The following is a 24,829-nucleotide window of genomic DNA, read 5'->3' as shown; positions in this document are numbered from 1 at the left end:
AGTGAGTACCACTACTTTTCTTATCATATTTTACGGAACCAGCATAACCTTCATTGCTTCCGGTTTTCTTTCTGCCGCCTCAAATGCCTCTTTCCAGTCTTCAAGGCTGAAAGAATGGGAAATCAGCCCTTCTGTCCGAATCAGTCCGCTTTCAATGCCTTGGATTACGGAGGAGAAAGTAAGTGCAGAAAGGTGAGAGCCTTTTATAGTCAGTTCTTTTCCGTCTCCGATTACATTCCAGTCTGCTTTTACCTCTTCGGCAAACACACCCATCTGTACATATCTCCCGTGATTCTTCAGTGAATTCAGCCCCTGGGAAACGCTTATGCCGCTCCCGGAAGCTTCAATATATACGTCACAGCCATATCCTCCTGTCAGCTTTTTAATTGCTTCTTCCGCATTGCATTTAACCGGATTCAGTACACAATCTGCCCCGTATTTCTTTCCCATATCCAGGCGGAAATCTTTTACATCAACTCCGATAATCATTTTAGGCAGGCACAGCTTTGCCAGATTAATCATAGAGGTGCCGATTGCTCCCAGCCCGGCAATCACCACCACATCATCATGCTTGATTCCAGCCATCTCCACCGCATGCATTCCGCACGCAATAGGTTCTACCAGTACAGCCTGCTCTGTAGTAAAGGATTCCGGTATTTTATGAATAATACTGTTTTTATGCAGTTTAATATATTCTGCAAAGCCGCCATTGATATGCTGCTTAAATCCGTAAACTGCTGAACCTGTGCACATCCAGTATTTTCCCTGTCTGCAGAATTCGCATTCCCTGCAGGGAACGATCTGTTCTGCTACGACCCGGTCACCGGGCTTATAGCCAGTCATCTTGTCACCTGAAACCACGACTTCCCCCAAAAATTCATGTCCGCCTATGACCGGAGCTTCTATATAACGATCCGCCTCACTGGTTCCCCATATCCTGATTCCTCCATAATAAGACTTTACATCACCGGCACATATGCCGCAGCCCTTCACCTTCAGAAGCAGTTCTTCCGGACCAACAGCAGGAATATCTACTTCCTCCAGCCTATTGTCATAAGGTGCATAAGAAAGCAATGCCTTCATTTTTTTGCTCATTTCTGTCCCTCCTGTTTTTTTGCGTGCTCATATGCCAGATAGGTATTCTGTACTTTGAACATACCGCCGTCAATTCCGATGATTTCTCCTGTTACATAGCCTCCCTCCGGTGAAGTCAGAAAGCCGACCAGCGCTGCCACATCTTCTCCCGTTCCAAAGCGGCGCAGACATAAATCTTTTACCTGCTCGTCTCCCCGCTCCTGTATCATGGCATCTGTCATATCTGTATGGATAATCCCGGGCGCATAGGCATTTACAGTAATATTATATGGTCCCAGCTCTGCAGAGCTTATTTTTGTCAGCATGTCAACACCTGCCTTGCTGGCTGCATATGCCACAAGTCCGCAGTCTGCAAAATGTCCGGATATAGACGACGCATTAGCAATTCTTCCGTATTTATTTTTCTTCATATACTCAGCGGCGTTCTGCAGCATATAGAACTGACTCTTAAAATTCGTATCCAGTACGCGGTCCAGATAAGGTGCATCCATCTCGTCGATGAAACGAAAATCAAAAATTCCGGCATTATTTACAAGTATATCAATCCGCCCGAACTTTTTGCCAATTTCTCCTATTACAAACTTCACTTCCTCTTCTTTAGAAATATCTGCCTTATATACATCACTTTCAGGCACCAGCTCCTGAATCTTTTTCTGTGTTTCTTTCGCGCTTTCCTCATGAGAGCGGTAAACCGCACACACGATGTTTCCTCTTCGGGCAAGCTCCACACTAATTGCCTGTCCCATTCCACGGGTTCCCCCGGTTACTACTGCAACTCTAATCTCTTTCATATTTATTCTCCTTTTAAGCTATCCTTGTCAGTCTTCAAAATATGGCATCACAGCAAAAGACTGTGCAGCTCCGTCAATCCAGTTAAATCTTGCATATTCCACCACAATATTCTGATCACTTGTCAGTATTGCTGAATAACATACCGATACAGGTATTTTTATATTCCACTCTTCTGTCTGATCCATACGGACATGCTTCGCCTGCATAGGCTCCACCTGTATCCCAGCCAGCCTGGCCGGAGCATCGCCATTATCAAAAATCAAATCTATTGTCACATTTGCCGGTACTTCTCCCGTATTTAAAAGTGTTATACTTTCATGAGAAGGAGTCGGCATATTTCCAGGCTCTTTCATATACAAATCTGGAATACACCACTTTCTGTGTCCCATACCTTTTTCCATTACCGTATCCTCCCTTTATGCTTTCTGACTTCTTTTCCTCCTGAGCACGTCCACAATTACGGCCAGAACAATAATCCCGCCCTTTACCATCCGCTGTGCTCCCTGCGGAACATTTAAAAGATTCAGGCCATTTGCCACAATACCTATAATCAGAGTACCAATGATTGTTCCTGCCAGTGTTCCTTCACCGCCATTCATGGACGTTCCTCCGATAACAACAGCCGCAATTGCGTCCAGCTCAGCCCCGTCAGCATTGGTCGGAACTGCAGAGTCCAGTCTGGATGTAAGTACAATTGCTGCAACACCACAGCAGAAACCACTGATAACATATGCAATACATTCTATCTTCTTTACATTAATACCTGACAGCTTTGCACAGTTCTTATTTCCGCCGATTGCATATATGTATCTGCCGTATTTTGTATATTTCAGAACATATGCAGCTACTGCAAACATAACGGCCATGATTAAAATAGTAAATATGGGAATTCCGCCGTATCTACCTGTAATTGCAAGAAAGCCCTCCGGAAATGTATATATGGGCTGACCTTCTGTAATTGTATATGCTGCACCTCTTGCAATTGACATCATCCCCAGTGTTGCGATAAATGGCGGCAGGTCAAATCCTGTAATTAAAGTTCCTGTTACAAGCCCGATAACTGAAGCAAATACTACTCCCAGAAGCAGGCTTACCAAAACCGGCATATTCCAGCTTTTCATCATCAGGCCCATCATCAGGCCTGTGACTGCGATAATGGAACCAACAGAAAGATCAATTCCTCCCAGCAAAATAATAAATGTCATACCAATTGCAATCAGAAAATTTGTGGAAATCTGCTGAGATACATTCAGCAGGTTGGATGCTGTCAGGAAACTTCCGCTGGTTATGGATAATACAATACACAGAATCAGCAATGCTATCAATATCCCCACATAACTTGTGCCTTTTCTCTCTTTTGCTTTTATCTTCATTTCTGTTTTCCCCTTTCCTCAGCCCCTACGGCTAATGTCATAATAGATTCCTGATCTGCCTCTTCTCTGCTCAGAGAACCGCTCATGCGTCCTCTCGCCATTACAACCACACGGTCGCAAATTCCAAGCAGCTCCTGAATTTCAGAGGTAATAACCAGAATTGCTTTCCCTTCCCTGGCAAGTTCATTGATTAAATTATAAACTTCTATTTTTGCACCCACATCAATTCCGCGGGTAGGCTCATCCAGAATCAGCACTTTACATTTTGAAAGGAGCCATTTTGCTAAAACTACTTTCTGCTGATTACCGCCCGATAAGTTCTCCGCCTTCTGATATATGGAAGGTGTTTTTACATTCAGTTTCTTAACATATTCTTTTACTGTATTCTTCTCTTTTCCAAGATTCAGATGGATTCCCTTCCGGAATCCATCCAGCGCTGCCAGTGTGATATTCTCATCCACCCCCAGTTTCAGGATAAGACCTTCTCCCTTCCGGTCTTCCGTAACATATCCGATTCCCGCACGGATAGCATCTTTTGGATTCTTTATGGCACACTCTCTGCCTTCTATAAATACCCTGCCGTCTGTTTTTGCATCCAATCCGAAGATAGCCCGTACCGTTTCGGTACGGCCTGCACCCACCAAACCGCCTACACAGAGCACTTCGCCTTTTCTTACGGAAAAGCTGACATTCTGTACCTTGGAACCGGCACAAAGGTTATCAACCCGGAACAGTTCTTCCCCTATTTCTTTTTCAATCCGCGGATATTTATCCTTCAGCTCTCTTCCTACCATAAGACGGATGATTTCATCCATTGTTACATCTGCTATATTCAACTCCTGAATAGTACATCCGTCTCTCATAACCGTGGCACGGTCACACATTTCCAGAACTTCTTCCAAACGATGGGAAATATAAATAATAGACACACCACTTTCTTTCAATTTTTTAACAATGCGGAACAAATTCTTAGTCTCTCTGGCTGTCAGCGGTGCCGTCGGTTCATCCATAATAATTATTTTAGCGTTCATAGACAATGCTTTTGCTACTTCTACCATCTGCTGCTGTGCAATTCCCAAATCTCTGATATAGTCAGTTCCTTTCACATCCACTTCCAGGTCTTTCAGCAGTGCTTCCGCTTCTTCATATACTTTTTTCCAGCTTACTTGTATCCTGTTACTCATTTTATAGCGCCCCAGGAAAATATTTTCTGCGACCGTCAGTGTCGGAATCAGATTCAACTCCTGGTAAATAATACTAATCCCAAGATTCTCTGCAGCCTTTGGGTCACCCAATTCTGTTTTTCTGGAAAAAACTTCAATTTCACCTTCATCTTCTACATAGGCTCCTGCCAGTATCTTCATCAATGTGGATTTTCCTGCACCGTTTTCACCGAGCAGTGCATGTACTTCTCCCGCTTTTACTCGAAGACTGACATGGTCAAGAGCAAGGACTCCGGGGAAACGTTTTGTAATATCTGTCATTTGTAAAATATATTCTTCTGACATTTGCTTCCTCCTGACTTCTTTTAGAAAAGAGGATGCTGCAAAAATAGTGTCTCTTAGAGAGCATATACTAGATTTTGAGACAGTATTTTGCAGCATTCCCTTTTGGAACATTCTCGTACTACTGCCTGTTAGTCAGACTCTGACGGGAACTGGTCCGCATTTTCTTTCCAGATGATTTCTGTATCAACATTTTCAATTTTTTCAATTTCTTCACCGTTCAGAATTTTATCCAGTGATTCTACACATTTCACGCCTGTGTCAGGTCCGCCGATAGATACTGTAGAAACAAGGCTTCCTGCCTGAATGCTTGCTACTGCATTTGGATTACCGTCAAAACTTACTACTTTTGCATCTGAGCCAGCTTCTTTCACCGCCTGAACCGCGCCAAGTCCCATCTCATCACAAAGTGCAAAAATTACATCAATATCAGGATTAGCCTGCAGCATGTTAGCGGCCGCATTCATACCTTTTTCACGCTCCCAGTCACCTGCCTGGCTTGCCACCACTTTAATGTTCGGATAATTCTTTTCTGCCTTATCTACAAAACCGCCCATTCTTTCCGTTGTATGATCTGACGGGAGTCCTTCTACGATTGCCACCTTTAAATCATTACCAAACTGTTCTGACACAAAATCACAAACTTTTCCGCCTGCTTCATACTGGTCATATCTTACATAGCATGCAACTTCGCCGCCTGCGAGTTCATTTTGTGTATTAAACATAATTACAGGGATATCTGCCTCATTTGCCTTTTTAACAGCAGCTACAATTGCATCGCTGTTGATTGCACAGAGGATAATGCCATCTACTTTCTGAGTGATCATATCTTCTACAATCTGAACCTGTGAAGCATAATCTGATTCTGACTCCGGTGCCAGTGTCTTTAATTCATATCCCATTTCTTCACATGCTTCTTCTGCTCCAGAAATAACAGATTTATAATACGGAGAAATCATTGCCGGAGGCACCAGGGCAATTGTCTTCTTATTCCCTTCTTCTAATTTACCGTCTGCTGAAGCCGGCTCGCCATCAGAACCTCCGCCGCCACATGCCGCCAGTGTGAATACCATACATGCTGCAAGCATTAATGCTACTAATTTTTTCATTATTTTTTCCTCCTTTTTAGGAATATAAATCAATTCATTATGAACTGATTTTTTCTTTATTTTACTGAATTATTTATTTTATGAATCGATTCATTTTATAGGCAAATGATAACATGCACATCCGTGGATTTCAAGTGTTTTTTATAATTTCCACAATAGCAACAAATAAGCCGCACCATTTTTATACAATATAGACAATCCATTATACATAGAATAAGTTGTATCCTATGGGATAAAACCATCCATTATAGTAGTTTTGTATCCTGGACAAGACTGAAACATCCCCCGGATACAAATAAGCAGGGGCAAAGCGGAATCGCTTTGCCCCTGTTCTATACTATATATAAGTTCTACTTTTCAATTCTGACCCTTTTTGAAATATCTTCTTTTTCCTTTGCATCTGGCTCTTCTACAATACCTCCAAAAGGCATTTGCGCAATCAGAATGTAGGATTCCGGCAGATCGAAAAGCTCATGAATCTTGGCATCAATCACTGGGTTATAGTGCTGCAGGGATGCTCCGATTCCCAATTCACGCAGGCCGCTCCAAATGCTGAGCTGGAGCATTCCGCTGGAATGGTTTGCCCATATCGGGAAGTTCGCTGCATACAGAGGGAACTGGCCTTGAAGCGCTTCTACAACATCTCTGTCATAGAAATAAAGAACGGTTCCTGCACCTGCTTTGAAGCTGTTAATCTTTTCTCTCGGTACCTCGCCGCCAAATACATCATAAATGGAATCCCACACCAGGTCCTGCTTTTCTCCCAGTGCAACAATCACACGGGAACTCTTCATATTAAATGCATCAGGAACCAATTCGGTTACTTCCTGAACAAGTTTAATAACCTCTTCCTCTTTAACTGGAAGTTCTTTGTTAATGTTGTAATAAGTTCTGCGTTTTTCTAAAGCTTTTATAATGTTCATATATAATACACTCCTTTCATTGTTAATCGTTAATTAAGATAGGTTTATGATGTGCTTATTGAACTACTAATGTTCAATAAGATATCTCTTTTTGCAGAAAAGTGCCGTTTTGCAAATCTGCAAAAGCTTTCTGTAATTCAGACTTTGTATTCATTACAATGGGGCCGCCCCATGCCACCGGCTCATCTAAAAGGGTGGAGCTTACAAATAATATTTGTGCGGCTTTGTCCATACTTTTTATTACAAGCTGGTCCCCCTCTGTAAGTTTCACTGCTGTCTTTTCCTTTATCACTTCGCCCCCGATATTTGCTTCTCCTACCAATGTAAATACCATAACAGACCGGTCTTTTTCTGTATCAATTACTATAGAAGCATTTGGCTCCAAATGTATATCATAATAATCGAGAGGCAGATATTTGCTCATATATCCGGTGCTGTCTTTATATTTTCCGGCAAGCAGTCTTAGTTTTCCATTTTCCAGGGGTATCTCTTCTATTTTGCTATTTCTGATGCTGTGGTATGCAGGTGCTGTCATTTTATCTTTGGCAGGTAAGTTAAGCCATAATTGAACTCCAAGCATTCTTTCCGATGCCGGAAGATTTTCCTCGTGCAGAATACCAGAACCGGCCGTCATCCACTGAACCTCTCCGTCTGCAATAGCATCTTCATTTCCCAGGCTGTCTTTGTGTATCATCTTTCCCCTGAATATATAGCTCACTGTCTCAATCCCCCTGTGTGGATGCATGGGAAAGCCTGCAGTGTAATCATCAGGATTTGTACTATCAAAAGAATCCAGCATCAAAATTGGGTCATATGTTTCTACTGTGGTGTTTCCCAACACTCTGACCAGGTTTACACCGGCTCCATCCTGTGTACGGTAGCCCCTGACCTGATCTTTTACTTTTCTCTCCATTTACGCACCTCCAAACTTCTTTAACAAAACAGCTAATTGTTCCTTCTCCTCTTTCGTCCAGCTTTCCATCAGTTCTATAATCCTTGCTTCATTTTTTGGATAAACCTGAGCCATTAACTCCCGGCCCGGCTGCGTAATATCCAGGATACACCGCCTCTTGTCCTTATCATCTGTCTGCCTTATAATATATCCTCTTTTTACCAGATTATTTATAATAAGAGGCATTGTTCCGCTTGAACTGAGTATCTTCTCCTGAACCTGTCCCACCGACATAGCTCCTTTGTGATACAAAACTTCCAAAACAGCAAATTGTCCCATAGTAAGATTATATTCCGAGAAAAGTTTAATGGACTGCCTGTCAATATAATTGACGGCGCGATTGAGACCTATCAAAACCTTCATCTCTATTTTTGCCATCTCCTCACCTCTTTTATCTCTATGTAGAGATATTATATCCTGTATATGGAAAAAATGCAAGGGGTTTTTATAAATTTACTTTTCTACGAAAATATCAACGATATGACTCCTGATAGATTTTTATACAATCTTTATCCGTCAACTCCAGATATTCGTTCTCAAACTTAGACCCCATTGTAGACCTTGCATTTTTTACGAACTTTGGGAATTCATCAGGGCTAATTCCATATTGTGACATTTTTAAATCACCAATTCCACACGCTTCAATTAGTTGCTGTAAGGTATCTATTGTGCAACATATGTATTTTACCTGCACCAAACAACAAATGTGTTGGAATATAAAAGTCAAACATAAAACCTGTTTCTAACATAATTTCTCTTTCCTTTCTCTTTTAAAAATGAAAAAAACTGCAAAGGGTTGATTCTGCCCCTTTGCAGCTTGATTTTCCGTTATTATTGCACACAGATTTTCATATGTCAACTTGCAAAATATTAAAAAACTATTGACAACATACGATTTACAAGGGTATACTCGCTTATGTAAAGGCAAGACGGAAACGACGATGATTCCTTAATGAGGAATTACCGTCGTTTTTTTGTTTTTGAAGACAACACAGCAGATTGCGCAATCCGCTTCTCACATTAACAAACATGGAGGTGACCAGAATTGAAACTAAAAGATACTGGATTGACAAAAACTGAACTAAAAGCTCTGGTAGATACGTATATGATTGATACTTATGAAAGATTTGATATGATTGCTGAAACTGCAAAGGATATGTACATTTACAATGAAAATGGCGAAGGCTATCTTGACTTCTATGCCGGTGTGGCAGTAAACAGTACAGGAAATGGCAATGAAAAAGTAATTGCTGCCGTAGAGGACCAGTTGAAAGATGTTATGCACACTTTTAACTATCCCTACACCATTCCCCAGGCACTGCTGGCAAAAAAAGTCTGCACAACCATCGGAATGGATAAAATTTTCTTCCAGAACACCGGAACAGAGTCCAACGAAGCCATGATTAAAATGGCAAGAAAATATGGTGTTGAAAAGTATGGACCTCATAAATACAACATTGTCACTGCTTTTGATGGCTTTCATGGAAGAACTTACGGCTCTATGTCCGCAACCGGACAGCCCGATAATGGCTGTCAGATTGGTTTTAAACCCATGATACCGGGATTTACTTATGCAAAATTTAATGATCTGAATGCCTTTAAGGCGGCCGTTACGGAGAATACAATTGCTATTATGATTGAACCTGTTCAAGGGGAGGGCGGTGTATATCCCGCTTCCATGGAGTTCATGAAGGGGCTCAGAGAACTTTGTGATGAGAAGGGGCTTCTCCTTCTGTTGGATGAAATCCAGACAGGATGGTGCCGCACCGGAGCCATAATGTCTTACATGAACTACGGCATTAAACCGGACATTGTCTCCATGGCAAAAGCACTTGGCGGTGGTATGCCTATTGGTGCAATCTGTGCATCTGCAGAAGTAGCTGCAGCATTCACCCCCGGTTCACATGGTACTACATTTGGCGGACACCCGGTCTCCTGTGCAGCAGCTCTTGCTGAAGTCGACGAGCTTCTTGAAAAGAATCTTGCTGAAAATTCCCGGAAGATGGGTTCTTACTTCATGAACAAATTAGAGAAACTTCCGCATATTAGAGAGGTCAGAGGGCAGGGACTTTTGGTTGGCATAGAGTTTGACAAACACATTGATGCCGCAGATATCAAACATGAGGCTTTTGAAAGACATCTGTTAATCACCGCAATCGGCAGCCATATTATCCGTATGGTTCCGCCTCTCATCCTGACAAAGTCCGATTGTGATAAAGCATTTGAGATTCTTTACAAGTGCGTAGAGTCAGTTGCCGGAACTAACACCGAATTGCGGTGTGGATAAAAAAGTAAAAATGCAAAGGTGCATTACAGAAATTGTAATGTGCCTTTTCGCTTTAATACACTTAAAACAAGTATAGGAGGAATGGATTATGAAAAAGAAAATGTTTGCAGCTCTGCTTAGCGTAACAATGACAGTAACTATATTGGCGGGATGTCAGAAAACTTCTGACAACTCTACAGCCGTCAGCAAAGCTGACGAAAACACAAAAACAGAGACATCGGATGTGGAAGGTTCTATGAAAGGGGTTACACTCAAGGTGGGAACATCCGGACTGTTCGGGCCATTTTCATACTATGACGAAGATGGAAAAACCTTAATTGGGTATGATTTGGATTTACTTGCCGACCTTCAGGAAATTCTCGGATTTGACATCGATAACGAAATCCAGGCAATGGATTACTCGGCTCTGACCACCTCTCTGGCAGGCGGAAAATTGGATATAGGTGCCGCAGCACTCTGTGCAACAGATGAGAGGAAAGAGGTCATGAATTTTACAGATACATATTGTGATTCCGGTCAGGTTGTTATGATAAATACAGAGAACAAGAACGATATTTCAGGCGTAGACGATCTGTCCGGAAAGAAGGTTGCCGTCGAAAAAGGAACCGCATCCCACATGTATGCAACGAAGAATCTGGCAGATTCAGAAGTTGAAGTTCATGATACCATAACAACAGCGTATGAGTCATTAGAACAGGAAAAAGTGGATGCTGTCCTGCAGGACGGCCCGGGAGCTGCCTTTTACATTAAGACGACAGCGGACACAAAACTGGAAGTAATCGGAGAAGAATTCAACCAGGGGCAGGCTCCCTATGCAATTGCAGTTTCTAAAGACTGTAAATATCTGGAACAGATTAATACAGCACTGAATATGCTCCAAAAAGACGGAACATTAGATGAACTTTATGCAAAATGGTGTGAGTAGCAAACACGCCTTAGCTTATTTAAGTAAAAAAGATTGGATGTGACTGTATGACTATATCATTTTTAAATATTCTTCTGCCTATGCTGGTTCAGGGACTCAAACTTACACTTCTTATTGCAATTTTAGGAATCGCTGTTGGAACAGTCATTGGAAGTTTGTGCGGCTATGCATTGCAGGGGAACAACAGGGTTACAAAGACGATTGCCAATACGTATATATGGATTATCAGAGCCACACCACTTATGGTGCAGGCACTGTATGGATATTTTGTAATCCCCAAACTGCTTGGAATTGAACTGGACAGTACAACCGTGGGTATTATGGTAATTGCATTAAATTCCGGTGCATTTATTTCTGAAATCGTTAAAGGTGCATTACTGGGCATTGATCCGGGGCAAAGGGAGGCTTCTCTCTCTCTTGGAATGTCAAATCTTCAGGTTATGTTTCACGTTATCATTCCCCCGGCTTTTAAAGCAGCGCTGCCGGCTCTCTTTAACCAGTTTATTATTTCCGTGAAAGATACAGCCCTCTTATCGATTATCACTGTAAATGAGATCACTCATATGGGACAGAATTATGCGGCATTAAGCTTTAAAACCATTGAAACGTATACAACAATTGCAATGTTCTATTTGGTATTGCTGTCCATTTTAATTATCGTTCAAAAAAAGATTGAAAGGAAAATGAGGTGACTATGATGAATATTATGATGAGAATATGTCATTTATCAAAACATTTCGGCGAATCAGAAGTTTTGAAAGATATTAATGTAAATATAGCGGAGGGAGAAGTGGTCTGTGTTATCGGACCATCAGGCTCTGGTAAAAGTACATTTTTACGTTGTATCAACAGACTTGAGATGCCATCGGGCGGCACAATTCATTACAGAGGAGAAAATTTGGTTCATGAAGCATATGATATTAGAAAATTCCGCGAAGAAGTGGGCATGGTATTTCAAAGATTCAACCTTTTTCCACTAAAAACAGTTTTGGAAAATGTGATGCTGGCACCACTGCTTACAAAAAAGGGTACAAAATCAGAGGTGCGGAAAATTGCAATGGAATTACTTGACAAGGTTGGGTTGGTTGAGAAGGCCCATGTCTACCCGTCTACGCTGTCAGGAGGTCAACAGCAGCGTGTTGCGATCGCAAGAGCGCTTGCTATGCAGCCAAAAGCACTGTTGTTTGACGAGCCAACTTCCGCCCTTGATCCCGAGCTTGTAGGTGATGTTCTTGAAGTCATGAAAAACCTGGCAAAGGACGGCATGACCATGATTGTTGTCACTCATGAAATGAGTTTTGCCAAAGAAGTGGCAGACCGGGTTATATTCATGGCAGACGGATATATTGTAGAAGAAGGAAAACCAGAAGAAATATTTGTAGCACCAAAAGAAGAACGCACAATATCATTTCTGTCCCGGGTTCTGCCCGCTGCCGGATAAGAAGATTAGATGAGAAAGGCCTCCCGATTTTGAACCGGGGGCCTTGTCTACCTTTTCACTTCAAGAATTTCATGTGTATACTTATATCTTGAATTATATGTTTATGTACCATGATGGTCAGAAAGCCTTTGGCAATTCACTTTTCATTTGACCGATTATAATTCTGAATTGCATGATACATCCGCTCAAGCCCCGTTTTAATGACAGAACGAGGCATGGCCAAATTAAGCCGGATATAACCTTCCGCATTTCCGACAAAGAGAGAATTTCCGCCTTCTAATAAAACACCGGCATTATAGGCAAAGAATGAGGGGAAATCTCTTACTTCCGGAAGGCATCTGCTCATATCAATCCATGCGAGATAAGTAGCCTGGGGAATGCTAAAGACAGCCTCTGGTAAAAATTTATCCAAATACTCTTTCACATAACGAAAATTAGCATCCATATATGTCTTTAATTGCTCCAGCCATTCATTACATTCTTCATAGGCCGCCTTATGAGCCGCTATGGATAAAGGATTCAGGAATCTTGCAATCTTATCTCTGCTTACAAACTTTTCTCTTTCTTTTCTGTCTCTAATGAGGATATTAGAAAGCATCAGGCCCGCCATATTAAAGGTCTTACTTGCAGATATGCAGATAACAAGTTTCTGGTACCGGGGCATAATCTTCCCCATGGGAGTATACTGCAATCCCTGTCTGACAAGATCACAGTGTATTTCATCTGAAATAATCCATAGTTTATACTTCTTAACAATTTCTGCTACTCTTTTCAATTCTTCTTTTGTCCATATTCTTCCTGTCGGATTATGAGGGTTGCAAAATATAAGAACCTTTACCTTTGAATCTGCAGCCTTTCGTTCAAAATCATCAAAGTCAATCGTAAAATAGCCATGATTATTCTTTAATTCTGTACATACCAATGCTGCATGATTGTATTCTGCTGCATGCCCAAAATATCCATAGGCAGGAGTCATAGTCAATACCTTCTCGTCTTTCTCCACCAGATCCTCAAGCAATTGATAAAGAGCAGGAATTACTCCGGGTGAGAATACAAGTTCCTCTTTTTTAAAGCTCCAATCATAACGTTTTGTGCACCAGTTCATAAGAGCCTTATAGTACCCAGGGTCCGTTATCATACTATACCCAAATATTCTCCTGTCAACACGCTCCCTGATTGCCTCACATATTTCCAGAGGAGTGGCAAACTCCATATCGGCAACCCACATACGGATAAACTCTTCATCTTCAAATGGAAAAACCTTTTCCAGGCCGGCATGAAATATATATTCCCTGAATCCATCTGTATTTAATGCATTTGTATTTCTTCTCTCAATTATTTCGTCAAAATTATATTTTTTCATTTTCCACTTCCGCTGCATCATCCCAAATGTAGTAATCCTTTTCCTTTAGCAACGCCTCAGCATGTTCTTTTGCACACTTTTTAGCCTCCCGCAGATAAACTTCCATATTCTCAAGGGGGGTGCCATATGGCATATCGCATCCTGTATGGATCGAAAATCCTTTTGGGGAATCCCATGCTTTAAAATAACAACTATGAACCGATTTTTCAACATCCCGGGGCGTTCCCTGCAGCATTACTGCTACCGGATCCACATTGCCTGCCAAATGCATACGGTTTCCGATTTCACGTTTTGCAACTGCTAAATCTACCATATTATCCAAACTAAATGTGGAAAACCCACAATCTGCTACATCATTTAAAATTTTAGTTGTATTTCCGCAAATGTGTATGCTCAGAGGCTTTCCCATATATTCCATGCAGCGTTTTGCAAATTCAATCTCATATGGCTGTGCAAACTTACGATAAAGTTTAGGATTTATAATTGTACAACTTGCTACAGGATCACTGGTACCCACTGTTATCCCCTCTTTCAGGAACTCCTTTGCCAGCTTAAACTGGGCTTCTAACACAAATTGTAATACTTGTTCAGCCCTTTCCGTATTTTTTGCCAGGGCAGTCAGAAACTTTTCAATTCCGACTATTCCTGAAGCCACTGTAAAAGGTGAAGTAAAATTCATCGTACATTCCACTTCATCCCCGATAGCCTCCTGTACATACCTAATTGCATCGAAAGCCTTTGACGCCGCCTCATCTTTACAAAGCCCCACACAGTCTAAATCCAGAACTGAAAGATCGCTGATATCCTTTACCGGATATTCAATAAGTGTCCTGGTGAGATTTTCCGGATCGGAGTAGGCTCCTCCTATTGCAATCGGTAAGGAATATAAACCATGCATCATCCCTACACTATCAAACCCAAACATCCTATATCCTGCAATCTGAACCTCTGCCTTTCTTTTTGCAGACAATTCAGATTCCCTCAGAGTTGTACCAATCAGCTGAGGTATTACGAGATCAGCCATCATATATACCGGCATCCTGTCTACCGGCGCACCAATAGAAAGAGCGTGTGCTCTTTCCTTTGGCGTCATTAAATCATAGCTTCTTATATTTTTATAATAAGATAGATTATTTTCATAAATACTATTATTCATCTTCATCCACAAACTGATATACGCCCGGATAATCTTTTTCAATGGCTTCCCTGAATTCGTCTGAGTGGAATGCCTCATTCAGTGCCTGAATGGACGCTTCATTTTCATTTCCCTTTCTGACAGCAATACCCATAGCATACTTTGTGTCTTCTTCTCTGTACAGAGTATCTGTTGCATCACCTCCTGCATTGTTTACCAAATCACATGGCTCAATGACCAAATCCACTTCAGAAATCATGGAATATAATGAATTAGAATCTGCCTTTACAAAAGATAAGTTATGAGGGTTTTCTTCAATATCCACCTCATCGTAGTACTCATCTTTCGGCTCATCCGTCAATACGAGAAGACCAGCTTCCTGTAACAGCATTAAACTGCGGCTTCTGTTACTAGGTTCATTAGACATGGCAACCTTTGCTCCATCCCCAATCTCATCCAATGACTCATATTTGTCTGAAAAGAACCCGTATGGCGTAGAATAGATTTTGGGAGTAATCATTACTAAATCCGTACCTTTTGACTGATTGTATGCCTCCATATACGGCTCATGTTCAAAGAAATTACAATCAACGGACCCTTCCGCCAAAGCTGTATTTGGCATTACCCAGTCATCAAATTCATGTACGTCCAGCTCATATCCCAACTTTTTCAGCGGTTCTTCTACCCGTTCTATACTGGGCACGATGTCAGAAGAAATTGCAATAGAGATAGTTTTTGAATCAGAATCTTTACTCTTTGCAGTGTCATTTTCATCACTTTCCTTCTTACCTCCGCAGGCAGTTAACGCAACACATGCCGCTCCTATTAATAGACTGCTTACAAATAATTTTGTTTTTTTCATTTCTTTTACCTTCCTTTGTATATTATTTGGGGAGAATAAACCCCTTTTTAATACCTAATATTATTTTAACCTTCTATAAAGTAAACGCCCAAAGGCCTGGATTATAACAACTAAAACTGCCAAAATCACAATAGCCCCATACATCACATAACTATTAAATGCATAATAACCATAATCCATAGCAACCGCTCCTATTCCCCCAGCCCCCACTGTCCCTGCAATAGCAATAATTCCAAGAAAAATAACTGTTGCAAATGAAATTCCGGTAACCAAAGATGGAACAGCTGCATGGATTACATATTTGGTCAAAGTTTGCATATTTGAAAGTCCCATGGATTTGGCTGCTTCTATCAGATTCTTATCTACCTCTTTTAATCTGCCTTCTATCACGCGTGCCATAAAAGGCGTACACATAATGGATATAGATAAAATCGCCGCAGGCGTTCCAATTGCAGTTCCTAATAGCCCCCGCGACACAGGTATCATTAGCACGATAAAAATAATGACTGGAATGGCCCTGATAATATTAATAATTAAACCTAATATGACGTTAAACTTCGGATGAGGATATAACCCATCCTCTGCTGTCAAATACAGTATGCTTCCTATTATGAAACCTGCAGCTGTAGTAAATACAACTGTAAAAAACAAAATAATCAATGTAGTACCAAGTCCCGGCAAAATAATGTCAGCCAGATAATATTGTATCAAATCAGTATCCAAAGACCCTTACCTCCATTTTTTATATATGTATTCTCCTGCTATCTGAATTGCCTGAGTTATAACAGCCAAAACACCGACTACTACCCATATGACTGTATAATTTGATCTCTGATAGCCATAGATGATAGCAACCGCTCCTACACCACCGGCGCCAATAGCTCCCATCATAGCAATTGAGCTCAATGTTGTAACACACGATAATGTAGCCCCTGAAATAATGGAGGGAACTGAATCCTTTACCATAATCCGCAGAATCTGAATATCAGAAGCTCCAAAAGATTTTGCCGCCTGGACCAGCCAGGGATTCACTTCCAGCATCCCGTCATAAATAAACTTTGCAAATACTGGTGTAGTTACAAATGTAAGCGGCACTAAGGCTGCAGTCTTACCGATACTAGTTCCTACGATCAGTACCGTGAGCGGTGTCAAAGCAACTGCCAGTACGATGAATGGCATTGAAATGAGCAAGTCCACGACTGTTTCAAATACTATAAAAACCACCCTGTTAGCATGAAGTCCGCCTTTACGTGTACAAATCATAATCAATGCGACTATACACCCGAAAATCATAGAAAGAATTGATGTCAGTAACAGCATATAAATCGTATTCCACATTTCAGGCAAAACCAGAGTTCGCAAAATTCCACTAATAGTACTGGTATCAGCCATCAATTCAACACCTCCCAAAAAATATTGTTTGCAGACATATATTCAATAATATTCTTCTCATCTTCTTCCCGCACTAAAATTACAAATTCTCCAAATATTCCTGTACGGTACTCTTTTACATCAGCATTCAGTATTCCAAAAGAAATCTTTGTATCACGAAACATTTTCACTATAATATTCTTTTCAGCATCATCACTGGAACAAAACACCCTGATTGCCTTACCGGATTTAATTGATGCAAAATCATCCCGGTTTCCTAAAAGCTCCACCAACGCCGGGCACTGGTTTTTAAACACTTCTTCTACATCGCCGGAGTCCGCTATTCCATTCTTATCCAATACGGCAATTTTGTTGCATATAGAGCGGACAACTGACATCTCATGGGTTACTACTACGATTGTAACTCCAAGCTTGCGATTAACTTCCTTCAGCAATTCCAGAATCGACTTCGTGGTGTTTGGGTCCAGTGCGCTTGTCGCCTCATCACAAAGTAATATAGAAGGTTCCAAGGCTAGTGCACGGGCAATTGCCACTCTTTGTTTTTGCCCGCCGGACAAATATCTGGCTTTTTGATTGGACCTGTCTCCAAGTTCAACAATCTCCAAAAGGCTTTCCACTTTTTTCTTAATATCTTGTTTTTCATATTTCCAGCACTTCATTGGGAGAGCTATATTCTGATATACAGTATCCCTTTCCGTTAATGAAAAATGCTGAAAAATCATTCCCACATTTCGCCGGAATTTACGCAGTTCCATCCCAGACAGGCTGCTAACCTCAGCCCCGTTCACATTCAATATACCGCTGTCATATGTTTCCAATGCATTAATACAACGTAATAATGTTGATTTCCCTACTCCACTTCTCCCTACCAGGCCAAATATATCTCCATCCTGAATATCAATATTAATTGAATTCAATACCTTCTCTTCCCCAAAACATTTTTTCAGGTTTCTTATTTCTATCAAGTAAAAATCCTCCTCGTTACAGTAAAATATGCAAGTACCTTTTCAATAAAGTTTGCTGTAGGATTCATTATAGCTCTATCTCAGGCAAACCTATTCAATACCTACTAAACCTATATGATTATTATATTATCTTCTATATATTTTGTAAAATAGATTTTCTCACATTAATTATAGTAATTATATATAACTGCCACCCACATTTCTTACCATTACTCCGTTCATTTATTTTAGTCACCTGCTTTTCATACACGTTTAATAGGTATTTTGGTATTTTCTCGCGCCGAACGTGATTACTTTAGAGGCCATTTTCTTTATGTACGTAGTACGATTCCCCGGATAGGTTTTTTATTATATGAAAAAAGGCTTCCCGGTCTCCCGGAAAGCCTTGTCTTCTCTGTACTAGTCAACAGAAATGATTTCTTTTTTGTTGTAAGAGCCACAAGCCTTACATACTCTGTGAGGCATCATAAGTTCTCCGCACTTGCTGCATTTCACAAGGTTTGGAGCACTCATCTTCCAATTAGCTCTTCTCTTATCTCTTCTACCTTTAGAAGATTTATTCTTTGGACAGATAGACATAGGTTACACCTCCTTAAAATTCTTAAACAAATCACGGACAACTGACATTCTTGGGTCAACTCCCGTATCTTCACAGTCACAGGTACCCAGATTTAGGTTCTGACCACAAACATTGCAAATGCCCTTACAGTCTTCACTGCATAGAACTTTCGTCGGCCATCCTATCAATATCTCATTAAAGAGCAATTTGTCCACGTCAAGATGATATCCATCAATAAAGTTTGACTCATCTAAATCTTCTCTCAAATCAGCATCAGATACACTCAAATCCACCAGCTTCGTAAAGTTAAGTATAAGTTCCTGTTTTACATCTTCCACGCAGCGGTCACAGGGAATCATTATGCTGATTCTTGATTCCGCCTGAATCTGCAATTCCTTGTCCTTTACATGAGTGACAATAATATGCACAGGATCTTTACCGACAATCGGAAATGAACCGGACTTCAGCCTTATCTCTTCCAATTCCAACGGCACTGTCTCTTCTACTGCCTTATGCTGTTCTGACAGAACGTCTGATAGGTTAATTAACATCTTTAACACTCCTATTCATACCTAAACTATTATATCATGTAAAATAAGTTTGTCAACAAAAAAACTACAGATTCTGACAGAAAAAGGATGCAAAAGGGGACTGACCCTTTTGCACTCCGTTTTCTGAATATTCTGAAAATCTATTTTACGAGAGCTAATGTTTCTCTTGCAATCGCCAGCTCTTCGTTTGTAGGAATTACAAATACTCTTACCTTAGAGTCTGGTGTAGAAAGTTCGATTTCTTTTCCTCTTGTATTGTTAGCCTCTTCATTGATTTCTATTCCGAGGTAACCCAGATAACTGCACACTTCTGCACGGACTTTATCGTCATTTTCGCCGATTCCTGCTGTGAATACGATGTTATCCACACCGTTCATTGCTGCTGCATAGCTTCCTACATATTTTGCAACTCTGTAAGAAAATACTTCCAGAGCAATCTGTGCCCGATTGTTTCCTTCTGCTGCTGCGTTTGTTAAATCCCTGAAATCACTGGACAAGCCCGATACTCCCTGTACACCGGATTCTTTATTCAATACCTTCATTAATCCTTCTATATCCTTGTTTTCTTTCTTAGCAAGGAATTCCAGGATTGCCGGGTCAATGTCACCGGAACGGGTACCCATTACCAAGCCTTCCAAAGGTGTCATTCCCATGGATGTATCTACAGACTTTCCATTCAGCACCGCACATACGCTGGCACCATTACCAAGATGGCATACAATCGTCTTTGTAGCATCATAAGGCTTGCCGACAATCTCTGCTGCTCTCTTTGACACGAAGCTGTGGCTTGTTCCATGGAAGCCGTAACGTCTTACTTTGTATTTTTCATAATATTCATATGGCAGACCGTACATATATGCCTTTTCGGGCATTGTCTGATGGAATGCGGTATCAAATACTGCCACCATGGTAGTACCTGGCATTAATTCCTCACAGGCATTCACACCGATTAAGTTCGCAGGATTATGTAATGGTGCCAAATCGTTACACTCTTCAACTGCTTTCTTTACCTCTTCTGTAATGATTACAGAAGAGGCAAACTTCTCACCACCGTGTACCAGACGATGTCCGACTGCTCCAATCTCATCTAAGCTCTTTACAACACCTGTCTTAGTGTCTGTCAGAGCGTCAATTACATACTGAATCGCTTCTGTATGGGTAGGCATCGCTTTCGCTGTTTTTATCTTTTCCCCGTCAGCTGCCTGATAGGTGAGACTTCCGTCAATTCCAATTCTTTCGCAGATACCTTTTGCAAGCACTTTCTCTGATTCAGCGTTGATTAACTGGAATTTTAGAGAAGAACTGCCGCAGTTGATCACTAATACATTCATTTCACTATCCTCCAATATTTATGAATAAAGATCTGTCTGATTTCTTCAATACTTTTATTTAAGGAAGTTCTTTTCACTAAGCTCGATAATACCTCGCTAATCTCAAAGAACGACCTACGTGCTAAGCTCGTAAGGACCTCGCTAATCACTATCGGTCAAGGAAGTTCTTTTACCCCAAGGGTACCGTCCTTGCTAAGCTCGATAATACCTCGCTAATCTCAAAGAACGACCTGCGTGCTAAGCTCGTAAGAACACACCACAAGGGTGAACTTTCTCACTAGGCTCGTAAAAAACCTCGCCAAGTGTTCAATGTTTCGCCAATCACTATCGATCTCGGTCTATGAGTATGACTGAGCCTGTACTGCTGTAATTGCTACAACACCCTCGATGTCTGAAGCACTGCATCCACGGGATAAGTCATTAACAGGGGCAGCAATTCCCTGGGTAAGAGGTCCATAAGCTTCTGCCTTGCCAAGTCTTTGTACCAGCTTGTATCCAATATTTCCAGCATCTAAATCTGGGAAAACGAGTACGTTGGCATGTCCTGCTACAGGGCTGCCGGGTGCCTTAGACTCACCTACTTCAGGTACGATAGCAGCATCTAGCTGTAATTCTCCATCCAGTTTTAAATCAGGAGCTAATTCTTTTGCAATTCTTGTAGCTTCCACTACTTTATCCACATCTGCATGCTTTGCACTTCCCTTTGTAGAATGTGACAGCATGGCAACAATTGGTTCCTTTCCTGTCAATGCCTTGAAAGATTCTGCTGAAGATATGGCAATGTTTGCCAGCTTGTCCGGATCCGGATTTTGTTCCAGTCCTGCATCTCCGAAAATAAATGTTCCGTCTGCCCCCATATCGCAATCTGGTACAGCCATAATAAAGAATGCGGAAACCAGCTTTGTTCCCGGTTTCGTTTTCAGAATCTGAAGACATGGACGAAGGGTATCTGCTGTAGAGTGGCATGCACCAGATACCATTCCGTCTGCATCCCCCATCTTCACCATCATAACACCATAATACAGGTAATTGTTCAGCATCAGTTCCTTTGCCTGCTCTTCTGTCATACCTTTTTTCGCTCTGAGTTCCACCAGTTTTGCGATATAAGCCTCTGTCTTTTCGCTCGCTGCAGGGTCTACAATCATAGCACCTGAAATGTCATACCCTTTTCCGTACTTTTCAATTTCCTCCTTGCTGCCCACAAGAATCAGGTTCGCAGTTCCTTCCTTGAGCACTGCCTCCGCTGCCTGATAGGTTCTTACATCTTCTGTCTCCGGAAGTACAATTGTCTTCTTGTCAGACTTTGCTCTTGCCTTGATTTCGTCAATAAATCCCATGATTTAAAGCCACCTTTCATTTTTTCTCACTATTTCCATTATACCCCAAAGAATTTCTGTATACAAGTAGACAGCATGTGTATTTTTAAGTACAATCCGCATTTGCTTGTTATTATTTTCACAATATCAGCCTTTTAGGTGGAAAATGACTGTCACAATATTAAAGTATACTAGAATTGTACACGTATCCAGAATTGTAGTTATCAGAGGAGCTGCCATGATTGCCGGATCAAGCCCCAGCTTTTTTGCAAGCAAAGGCAGAGTACATCCAATGGATTTTGCCACAACCACTACTGCCATCATTGTGATTCCAAGTGCCAGAGACAGCATAATATTCTGGCCATACATAATATAAATCCGGAGGCCATTCACCAGAGCCAGCAGAAAGCTGACAACTAATGCAACCCTGATTTCTTTGAAAATAACCCGGAAAATATCCTTCAACTGAATCTCTCCAACCGCCAGTCCCCGGATAATCAGCGTCGAACTTTGGGAACCACAGTTTCCGCCTGTTCCCATCAGCATGGGAATAAAAGTAATCAAAACCGGCATCACAGCCATTGCACCTTCATAGCGCCCTAAAATCTCTCCTGTCACGGTTGCTGAAAGCATTAGAAGCATCAGCCAGAGGCTCCTGTTTTTAGCATGCCTGATTACAGAAGTGCCAAAATAGGAATCCTCATTCGGACTGACACCGGCCATGATACTAATATCTTCCGTTGCCTCTTCCTGCAAAACAAGCATGGCATCATCAACCGTTACAATACCGACCAGACAGTTTTCATGATCTATAATAGGTATTGCAACAAGACCATACTTTTTAATAGTCTTAGCTACATCTTCCTGGTCATCCAGTGTTGCGGCACAAAGTACGTTCTCGTCCATGATTTCTTCAATCAGCCTGGATTCCCCTGCCGTCAGCAGATCCTTTACGTCCACTGCACCAATCAGCTTTTTCTTTTCTGTAACGTAGCAGGTGTAAATTGTCTCCCGGTTGATACCAACCTGCCGGATTTTCAGGATTGCTTCAGCCACCGTCATTTCTTTTCTTAGACTGATGTAATCCACATTCATGATACTTCCGGCACTATCTTCAGGATATTGAAGCAGTACGTTGATTTTTTTTCTCGTCTCCTCGTCTGTCGCCATCAGCAGACGGTCTACTACGTTAGCAGGCATCTCTTCCAGGACGTCTACCGTATCATCCACATACATCTCGTCCATGACTTCTTCCAGCTCAGAGTCTGTCAGCGCATTAATCAGATCCTCACGCATATCACTGTTCATATCCGTGAAAACCTCTGCTGCATCCTCCTTTGCCAGAAGGCGGAAAATCAGAATCGCCCGGCGTGTATCAAAGTCCTCCAGCATCTCCACAATGTCAACTGGATGCATGGTTTCCAATTCTTCTCTTAATTCTTTAAATCTGCGCTGTTCCAGAAGTTCAAGTATTCTTTCTCTTTTCATGCCATACACCCTCTTTTGTTTTTGTTCCAAAATCTTATTTTGCTCAAAATGCATCTGCATTTATTTATGTTTTACAGAAGACATCTGTTATAAACCAAAATTCCTCTATAAGTCCCTGCTATTTTATAGTATAATAGTTAACAAATTGATATACAAGGAGATTCTCATGAAAATTGTCGGTTTAATCACAGAATACAATCCATTTCATAACGGACACCAATATCATATTGAAAAGGCAAAAGAAGTCACAGGTGCCGATACGGTCATTGTTGTCATGAGCGGTGATTATGTCCAAAGAGGTACACCTTCTATCATGCCTAAATATATTCGTGCCGAAATGGCTTTGAAATGCGGAGCCGGAGCGGTATTTGAACTTCCTGTCTGCTATTCCACCGGCAGTGCTGAATTTTTTGCCACAGGTGCTATTTCCTTCCTGGACAGCCTGAACATTGTGGACTCCGTCTGCTTTGGAAGCGAAGCAGGTGACTTGGAATGCCTTCAAAACACAGCCAGTATTTTGTGTGAAGAGCCAGAAGAATATAAAAGTTTTTTGCAGGATAACCTCAGAAACGGCATGTCCTTTCCAGCTGCAAGGCAGAAAGCCCTCGCTTCTTATATGGGAGGTCCGGGCTGTGCTTCTCTGCTCAATGACCCGAACAACATCTTGAGCGTAGAATATTTAAAGGCCCTAAGAAAACTAAACAGCTCTATCAAACCCTATACGATTAAGCGTCAGGGCTCCAATTACCACGATACTGCGCTAAATGCCAATTACAGTTCTGCTTCCGCCATCCGCTCTCTGCTTGCATACTCCAGTACTGCAATCAGCACCCGCTCTGGCCACTCATTTGAAAACACTCATTTTTCCAATATTTTAAGCCAATTGGAAGATCAGGTTCCATCCTGCTGTCTGGAATTGTTAAAAGACTATCACAGGGTCCAATACCCTGTCTATCAAAATGACTTTTCTCTCATTATGAAATACAAGCTGCTGAACAAATCTGCCAGCGACCTGACCAGATATATGGACGTCTCTGTAGAACTGGCAAACCGTATTACCAACCAGCTAAACAATTTCTTTAATTATAAACAGTTTTGTGAACTGCTTAAAACAAAAGAAATGACTTATACACGTATCAACCGTGCACTTCTGCACATTATGCTGGGGATTAAAAAGAATACTGTGGAAGAATATGTAAAAGGGGGCTGCCACTACTATGCCCGCCTGCTCGGATTCCGAAAGGACCGCGAAAAAATATTAAGCAGTATTGTAAAAAACAGTACGCTGCCGCTGCTGACTAATTTATATGAAACAGATAAAATTCCAGAGGCAGGACAAAAAATGCTCTATCATGACACACTGGCTTCCAATCTGTATAAATCTGTAATTACAGATAAATTTAAGACAGCATTTGAAAATGAATACAAACAGGCCATTATAAAAGTATAATTTTCAGTTACAGTT

At 41.3% G+C, this 24,829-nt stretch carries 25 protein-coding genes; 5 read left to right on the top strand and 20 right to left on the bottom strand.

Going from position 1 to position 24,829, the window contains the following annotated elements; all coding sequences use genetic code 11:
- Positions 1-30: 30 nt before the first annotated feature.
- The 9 genes from A8805_RS00635 to A8805_RS00595 all read right to left on the bottom strand — a co-directional run bounded on the left by A8805_RS00635 (position 31) and on the right by A8805_RS00595 (position 8,127).
- Entirely contained in the window at positions 31-1,095 is a 1,065-nt protein-coding gene (locus tag A8805_RS00635) for an alcohol dehydrogenase catalytic domain-containing protein (RefSeq protein WP_242992214.1), read from the bottom strand.
- Positions 1,092-1,886: an SDR family NAD(P)-dependent oxidoreductase gene (locus tag A8805_RS00630; protein ID WP_109708300.1), complete on the bottom strand. Its 795-nt coding sequence runs from the start codon at positions 1,884-1,886 to the stop codon at positions 1,092-1,094. The genes A8805_RS00635 and A8805_RS00630 overlap by 4 nt, the downstream gene beginning before the upstream one ends.
- A gap of 27 nt (positions 1,887-1,913) precedes the next feature.
- Positions 1,914-2,288 (bottom strand): sensory rhodopsin transducer, encoded by a 375-nt coding sequence (locus A8805_RS00625; RefSeq protein ID WP_109708299.1) that lies wholly within the window; start codon positions 2,286-2,288, stop codon positions 1,914-1,916.
- A gap of 15 nt (positions 2,289-2,303) precedes the next feature.
- Positions 2,304-3,260: an ABC transporter permease gene (locus A8805_RS00620; RefSeq protein ID WP_109708298.1), complete on the bottom strand. Its 957-nt coding sequence runs from the start codon at positions 3,258-3,260 to the stop codon at positions 2,304-2,306.
- The gene (locus A8805_RS00615; protein WP_109708297.1) at positions 3,257-4,768 is read right to left on the bottom strand and encodes a sugar ABC transporter ATP-binding protein; all 1,512 of its coding nucleotides are present in this window, start codon (positions 4,766-4,768) and stop codon (positions 3,257-3,259) included. The genes A8805_RS00620 and A8805_RS00615 overlap by 4 nt, the downstream gene beginning before the upstream one ends.
- Positions 4,769-4,896: 128 nt before the next feature.
- A complete protein-coding gene (locus A8805_RS00610; RefSeq protein ID WP_109708296.1) occupies positions 4,897-5,874 on the bottom strand; it encodes a sugar ABC transporter substrate-binding protein in 978 nt (325 codons plus the stop codon).
- Between the two features lie 350 nt (positions 5,875-6,224).
- Positions 6,225-6,797, bottom strand: a complete 573-nt coding sequence (locus A8805_RS00605) for a nitroreductase family protein (protein ID WP_109708295.1) — start codon at positions 6,795-6,797, stop codon at positions 6,225-6,227.
- 73 nt (positions 6,798-6,870) lie between these two features.
- A complete protein-coding gene (locus A8805_RS00600; protein WP_109708294.1) occupies positions 6,871-7,710 on the bottom strand; it encodes a pirin family protein in 840 nt (279 codons plus the stop codon).
- Positions 7,711-8,127, bottom strand: a complete 417-nt coding sequence (locus A8805_RS00595) for a MarR family winged helix-turn-helix transcriptional regulator (protein ID WP_109708293.1) — start codon at positions 8,125-8,127, stop codon at positions 7,711-7,713.
- Between the two features lie 667 nt (positions 8,128-8,794).
- Between A8805_RS00595 and A8805_RS00590 the strand changes: the two genes are divergently transcribed.
- The 4 genes from A8805_RS00590 (at position 8,795) to A8805_RS00575 (ending at position 12,402) form a co-directional block, all read left to right on the top strand.
- Positions 8,795-10,036, top strand: a complete 1,242-nt coding sequence (locus A8805_RS00590) for an aspartate aminotransferase family protein (RefSeq protein ID WP_109708292.1) — start codon at positions 8,795-8,797, stop codon at positions 10,034-10,036.
- Positions 10,037-10,124: 88 nt separating this feature from the next.
- Positions 10,125-10,961, top strand: a complete 837-nt coding sequence (locus A8805_RS00585; RefSeq protein ID WP_109708291.1) for a transporter substrate-binding domain-containing protein — start codon at positions 10,125-10,127, stop codon at positions 10,959-10,961.
- A gap of 47 nt (positions 10,962-11,008) precedes the next feature.
- Complete coding sequence (locus A8805_RS00580; RefSeq protein WP_109708290.1) at positions 11,009-11,653, top strand: amino acid ABC transporter permease; 645 nt, start codon at positions 11,009-11,011, stop codon at positions 11,651-11,653.
- Positions 11,654-11,658: 5 nt separating this feature from the next.
- On the top strand, positions 11,659-12,402 hold the full coding sequence (locus A8805_RS00575) for an amino acid ABC transporter ATP-binding protein (RefSeq protein ID WP_334294037.1): 744 nt from the start codon (positions 11,659-11,661) through the stop codon (positions 12,400-12,402).
- Between the two features lie 136 nt (positions 12,403-12,538).
- Here A8805_RS00575 and A8805_RS00570 read toward each other — a convergent pair whose 3' ends face one another.
- The 11 genes from A8805_RS00570 to mgtE all read right to left on the bottom strand — a co-directional run bounded on the left by A8805_RS00570 (position 12,539) and on the right by mgtE (position 23,364).
- On the bottom strand, positions 12,539-13,765 hold the full coding sequence (locus A8805_RS00570) for a MalY/PatB family protein (RefSeq protein WP_109708289.1): 1,227 nt from the start codon (positions 13,763-13,765) through the stop codon (positions 12,539-12,541).
- Entirely contained in the window at positions 13,752-14,927 is a 1,176-nt protein-coding gene (locus tag A8805_RS00565; protein WP_207657662.1) for a uroporphyrinogen decarboxylase family protein, read from the bottom strand. The genes A8805_RS00570 and A8805_RS00565 overlap by 14 nt, the downstream gene beginning before the upstream one ends.
- Positions 14,914-15,762 (bottom strand): MetQ/NlpA family ABC transporter substrate-binding protein, encoded by an 849-nt coding sequence (locus A8805_RS00560; protein ID WP_109708287.1) that lies wholly within the window; start codon positions 15,760-15,762, stop codon positions 14,914-14,916. The genes A8805_RS00565 and A8805_RS00560 overlap by 14 nt, the downstream gene beginning before the upstream one ends.
- Before the next feature lie 60 nt (positions 15,763-15,822).
- Positions 15,823-16,485, bottom strand: coding sequence for a methionine ABC transporter permease (locus tag A8805_RS00555; RefSeq protein ID WP_109708286.1), 663 nt, complete (start codon positions 16,483-16,485; stop codon positions 15,823-15,825).
- 6 nt (positions 16,486-16,491) lie between these two features.
- Entirely contained in the window at positions 16,492-17,154 is a 663-nt protein-coding gene (locus A8805_RS00550; protein WP_109708285.1) for a methionine ABC transporter permease, read from the bottom strand.
- Positions 17,154-18,119, bottom strand: coding sequence for a methionine ABC transporter ATP-binding protein (locus A8805_RS00545; RefSeq protein WP_109708284.1), 966 nt, complete (start codon positions 18,117-18,119; stop codon positions 17,154-17,156). The genes A8805_RS00550 and A8805_RS00545 overlap by 1 nt, the downstream gene beginning before the upstream one ends.
- Before the next feature lie 399 nt (positions 18,120-18,518).
- Positions 18,519-18,698, bottom strand: a complete 180-nt coding sequence (gene rpmF / locus A8805_RS00540; RefSeq protein ID WP_089984246.1) for a 50S ribosomal protein L32 — start codon at positions 18,696-18,698, stop codon at positions 18,519-18,521.
- 3 nt (positions 18,699-18,701) lie between these two features.
- Complete coding sequence (locus A8805_RS00535) at positions 18,702-19,229, bottom strand: YceD family protein (RefSeq protein WP_109708283.1); 528 nt, start codon at positions 19,227-19,229, stop codon at positions 18,702-18,704.
- Positions 19,230-19,369: 140 nt separating this feature from the next.
- Complete coding sequence (locus A8805_RS00530) at positions 19,370-20,560, bottom strand: acetate/propionate family kinase (RefSeq protein WP_109708282.1); 1,191 nt, start codon at positions 20,558-20,560, stop codon at positions 19,370-19,372.
- A 338-nt stretch (positions 20,561-20,898) separates the two neighbouring features.
- Positions 20,899-21,897 (bottom strand): phosphate acetyltransferase, encoded by a 999-nt coding sequence (gene pta / locus A8805_RS00525; RefSeq protein WP_109708281.1) that lies wholly within the window; start codon positions 21,895-21,897, stop codon positions 20,899-20,901.
- 126 nt (positions 21,898-22,023) lie between these two features.
- A complete protein-coding gene (mgtE, locus tag A8805_RS00520; RefSeq protein WP_109708280.1) occupies positions 22,024-23,364 on the bottom strand; it encodes a magnesium transporter in 1,341 nt (446 codons plus the stop codon).
- 166 nt (positions 23,365-23,530) lie between these two features.
- On the opposite strand from mgtE, the gene A8805_RS00515 reads away from it, so the two are divergent.
- Positions 23,531-24,814 carry a nucleotidyltransferase gene (locus tag A8805_RS00515; protein WP_109708279.1) on the top strand — a complete coding sequence of 428 codons (1,284 nt, stop codon included), beginning with the start codon at positions 23,531-23,533 and terminating at the stop codon, positions 24,812-24,814.
- Positions 24,815-24,829: the final 15 nt, after the last annotated feature.

Origin of the sequence: Faecalicatena contorta (assembly GCF_003149105.1) — a bacterium.
Classification (GTDB): Bacteria; Bacillota; Clostridia; order Lachnospirales; family Lachnospiraceae; genus Muricomes; species Muricomes contortus_C.
The sequence above is the reverse complement of the archived record's forward strand: the minus strand, read 5'-3'. Positions and strand labels throughout refer to the sequence as shown.

Excerpts from the sequence above, each read along its gene's own strand:
- A8805_RS00635 (WP_242992214.1), bottom strand. The coding sequence starts at position 1,095 with ATGAGCAAAAAAATGAAGGCATTGCTTTCTTATGCACCTTATGACAAT.
- A8805_RS00630 (WP_109708300.1), bottom strand. The coding sequence starts at position 1,886 with ATGAAAGAGATTAGAGTTGCAGTAGTAACCGGGGGAACCCGTGGAATG.
- A8805_RS00625 (WP_109708299.1), bottom strand. The coding sequence starts at position 2,288 with ATGGAAAAAGGTATGGGACACAGAAAGTGGTGTATTCCAGATTTGTAT.
- A8805_RS00620 (WP_109708298.1), bottom strand. The coding sequence starts at position 3,260 with ATGAAGATAAAAGCAAAAGAGAGAAAAGGCACAAGTTATGTGGGGATA.
- A8805_RS00615 (WP_109708297.1), bottom strand. The coding sequence starts at position 4,768 with ATGTCAGAAGAATATATTTTACAAATGACAGATATTACAAAACGTTTC.
- A8805_RS00610 (WP_109708296.1), bottom strand. The coding sequence starts at position 5,874 with ATGAAAAAATTAGTAGCATTAATGCTTGCAGCATGTATGGTATTCACA.
- A8805_RS00605 (WP_109708295.1), bottom strand. The coding sequence starts at position 6,797 with ATGAACATTATAAAAGCTTTAGAAAAACGCAGAACTTATTACAACATT.
- A8805_RS00600 (WP_109708294.1), bottom strand. The coding sequence starts at position 7,710 with ATGGAGAGAAAAGTAAAAGATCAGGTCAGGGGCTACCGTACACAGGAT.
- A8805_RS00595 (WP_109708293.1), bottom strand. The coding sequence starts at position 8,127 with ATGGCAAAAATAGAGATGAAGGTTTTGATAGGTCTCAATCGCGCCGTC.
- A8805_RS00585 (WP_109708291.1), top strand. The coding sequence starts at position 10,125 with ATGAAAAAGAAAATGTTTGCAGCTCTGCTTAGCGTAACAATGACAGTA.
- A8805_RS00580 (WP_109708290.1), top strand. The coding sequence starts at position 11,009 with ATGACTATATCATTTTTAAATATTCTTCTGCCTATGCTGGTTCAGGGA.
- A8805_RS00575 (WP_334294037.1), top strand. The coding sequence starts at position 11,659 with ATGAATATTATGATGAGAATATGTCATTTATCAAAACATTTCGGCGAA.
- A8805_RS00570 (WP_109708289.1), bottom strand. The coding sequence starts at position 13,765 with ATGAAAAAATATAATTTTGACGAAATAATTGAGAGAAGAAATACAAAT.
- A8805_RS00565 (WP_207657662.1), bottom strand. The coding sequence starts at position 14,927 with ATGAAGATGAATAATAGTATTTATGAAAATAATCTATCTTATTATAAA.
- A8805_RS00560 (WP_109708287.1), bottom strand. The coding sequence starts at position 15,762 with ATGAAAAAAACAAAATTATTTGTAAGCAGTCTATTAATAGGAGCGGCA.
- A8805_RS00550 (WP_109708285.1), bottom strand. The coding sequence starts at position 17,154 with ATGGCTGATACCAGTACTATTAGTGGAATTTTGCGAACTCTGGTTTTG.
- rpmF (WP_089984246.1), bottom strand. The coding sequence starts at position 18,698 with ATGTCTATCTGTCCAAAGAATAAATCTTCTAAAGGTAGAAGAGATAAG.
- A8805_RS00535 (WP_109708283.1), bottom strand. The coding sequence starts at position 19,229 with ATGTTAATTAACCTATCAGACGTTCTGTCAGAACAGCATAAGGCAGTA.
- A8805_RS00530 (WP_109708282.1), bottom strand. The coding sequence starts at position 20,560 with ATGAATGTATTAGTGATCAACTGCGGCAGTTCTTCTCTAAAATTCCAG.
- pta (WP_109708281.1), bottom strand. The coding sequence starts at position 21,897 with ATGGGATTTATTGACGAAATCAAGGCAAGAGCAAAGTCTGACAAGAAG.
- mgtE (WP_109708280.1), bottom strand. The coding sequence starts at position 23,364 with ATGAAAAGAGAAAGAATACTTGAACTTCTGGAACAGCGCAGATTTAAA.
- A8805_RS00515 (WP_109708279.1), top strand. The coding sequence starts at position 23,531 with ATGAAAATTGTCGGTTTAATCACAGAATACAATCCATTTCATAACGGA.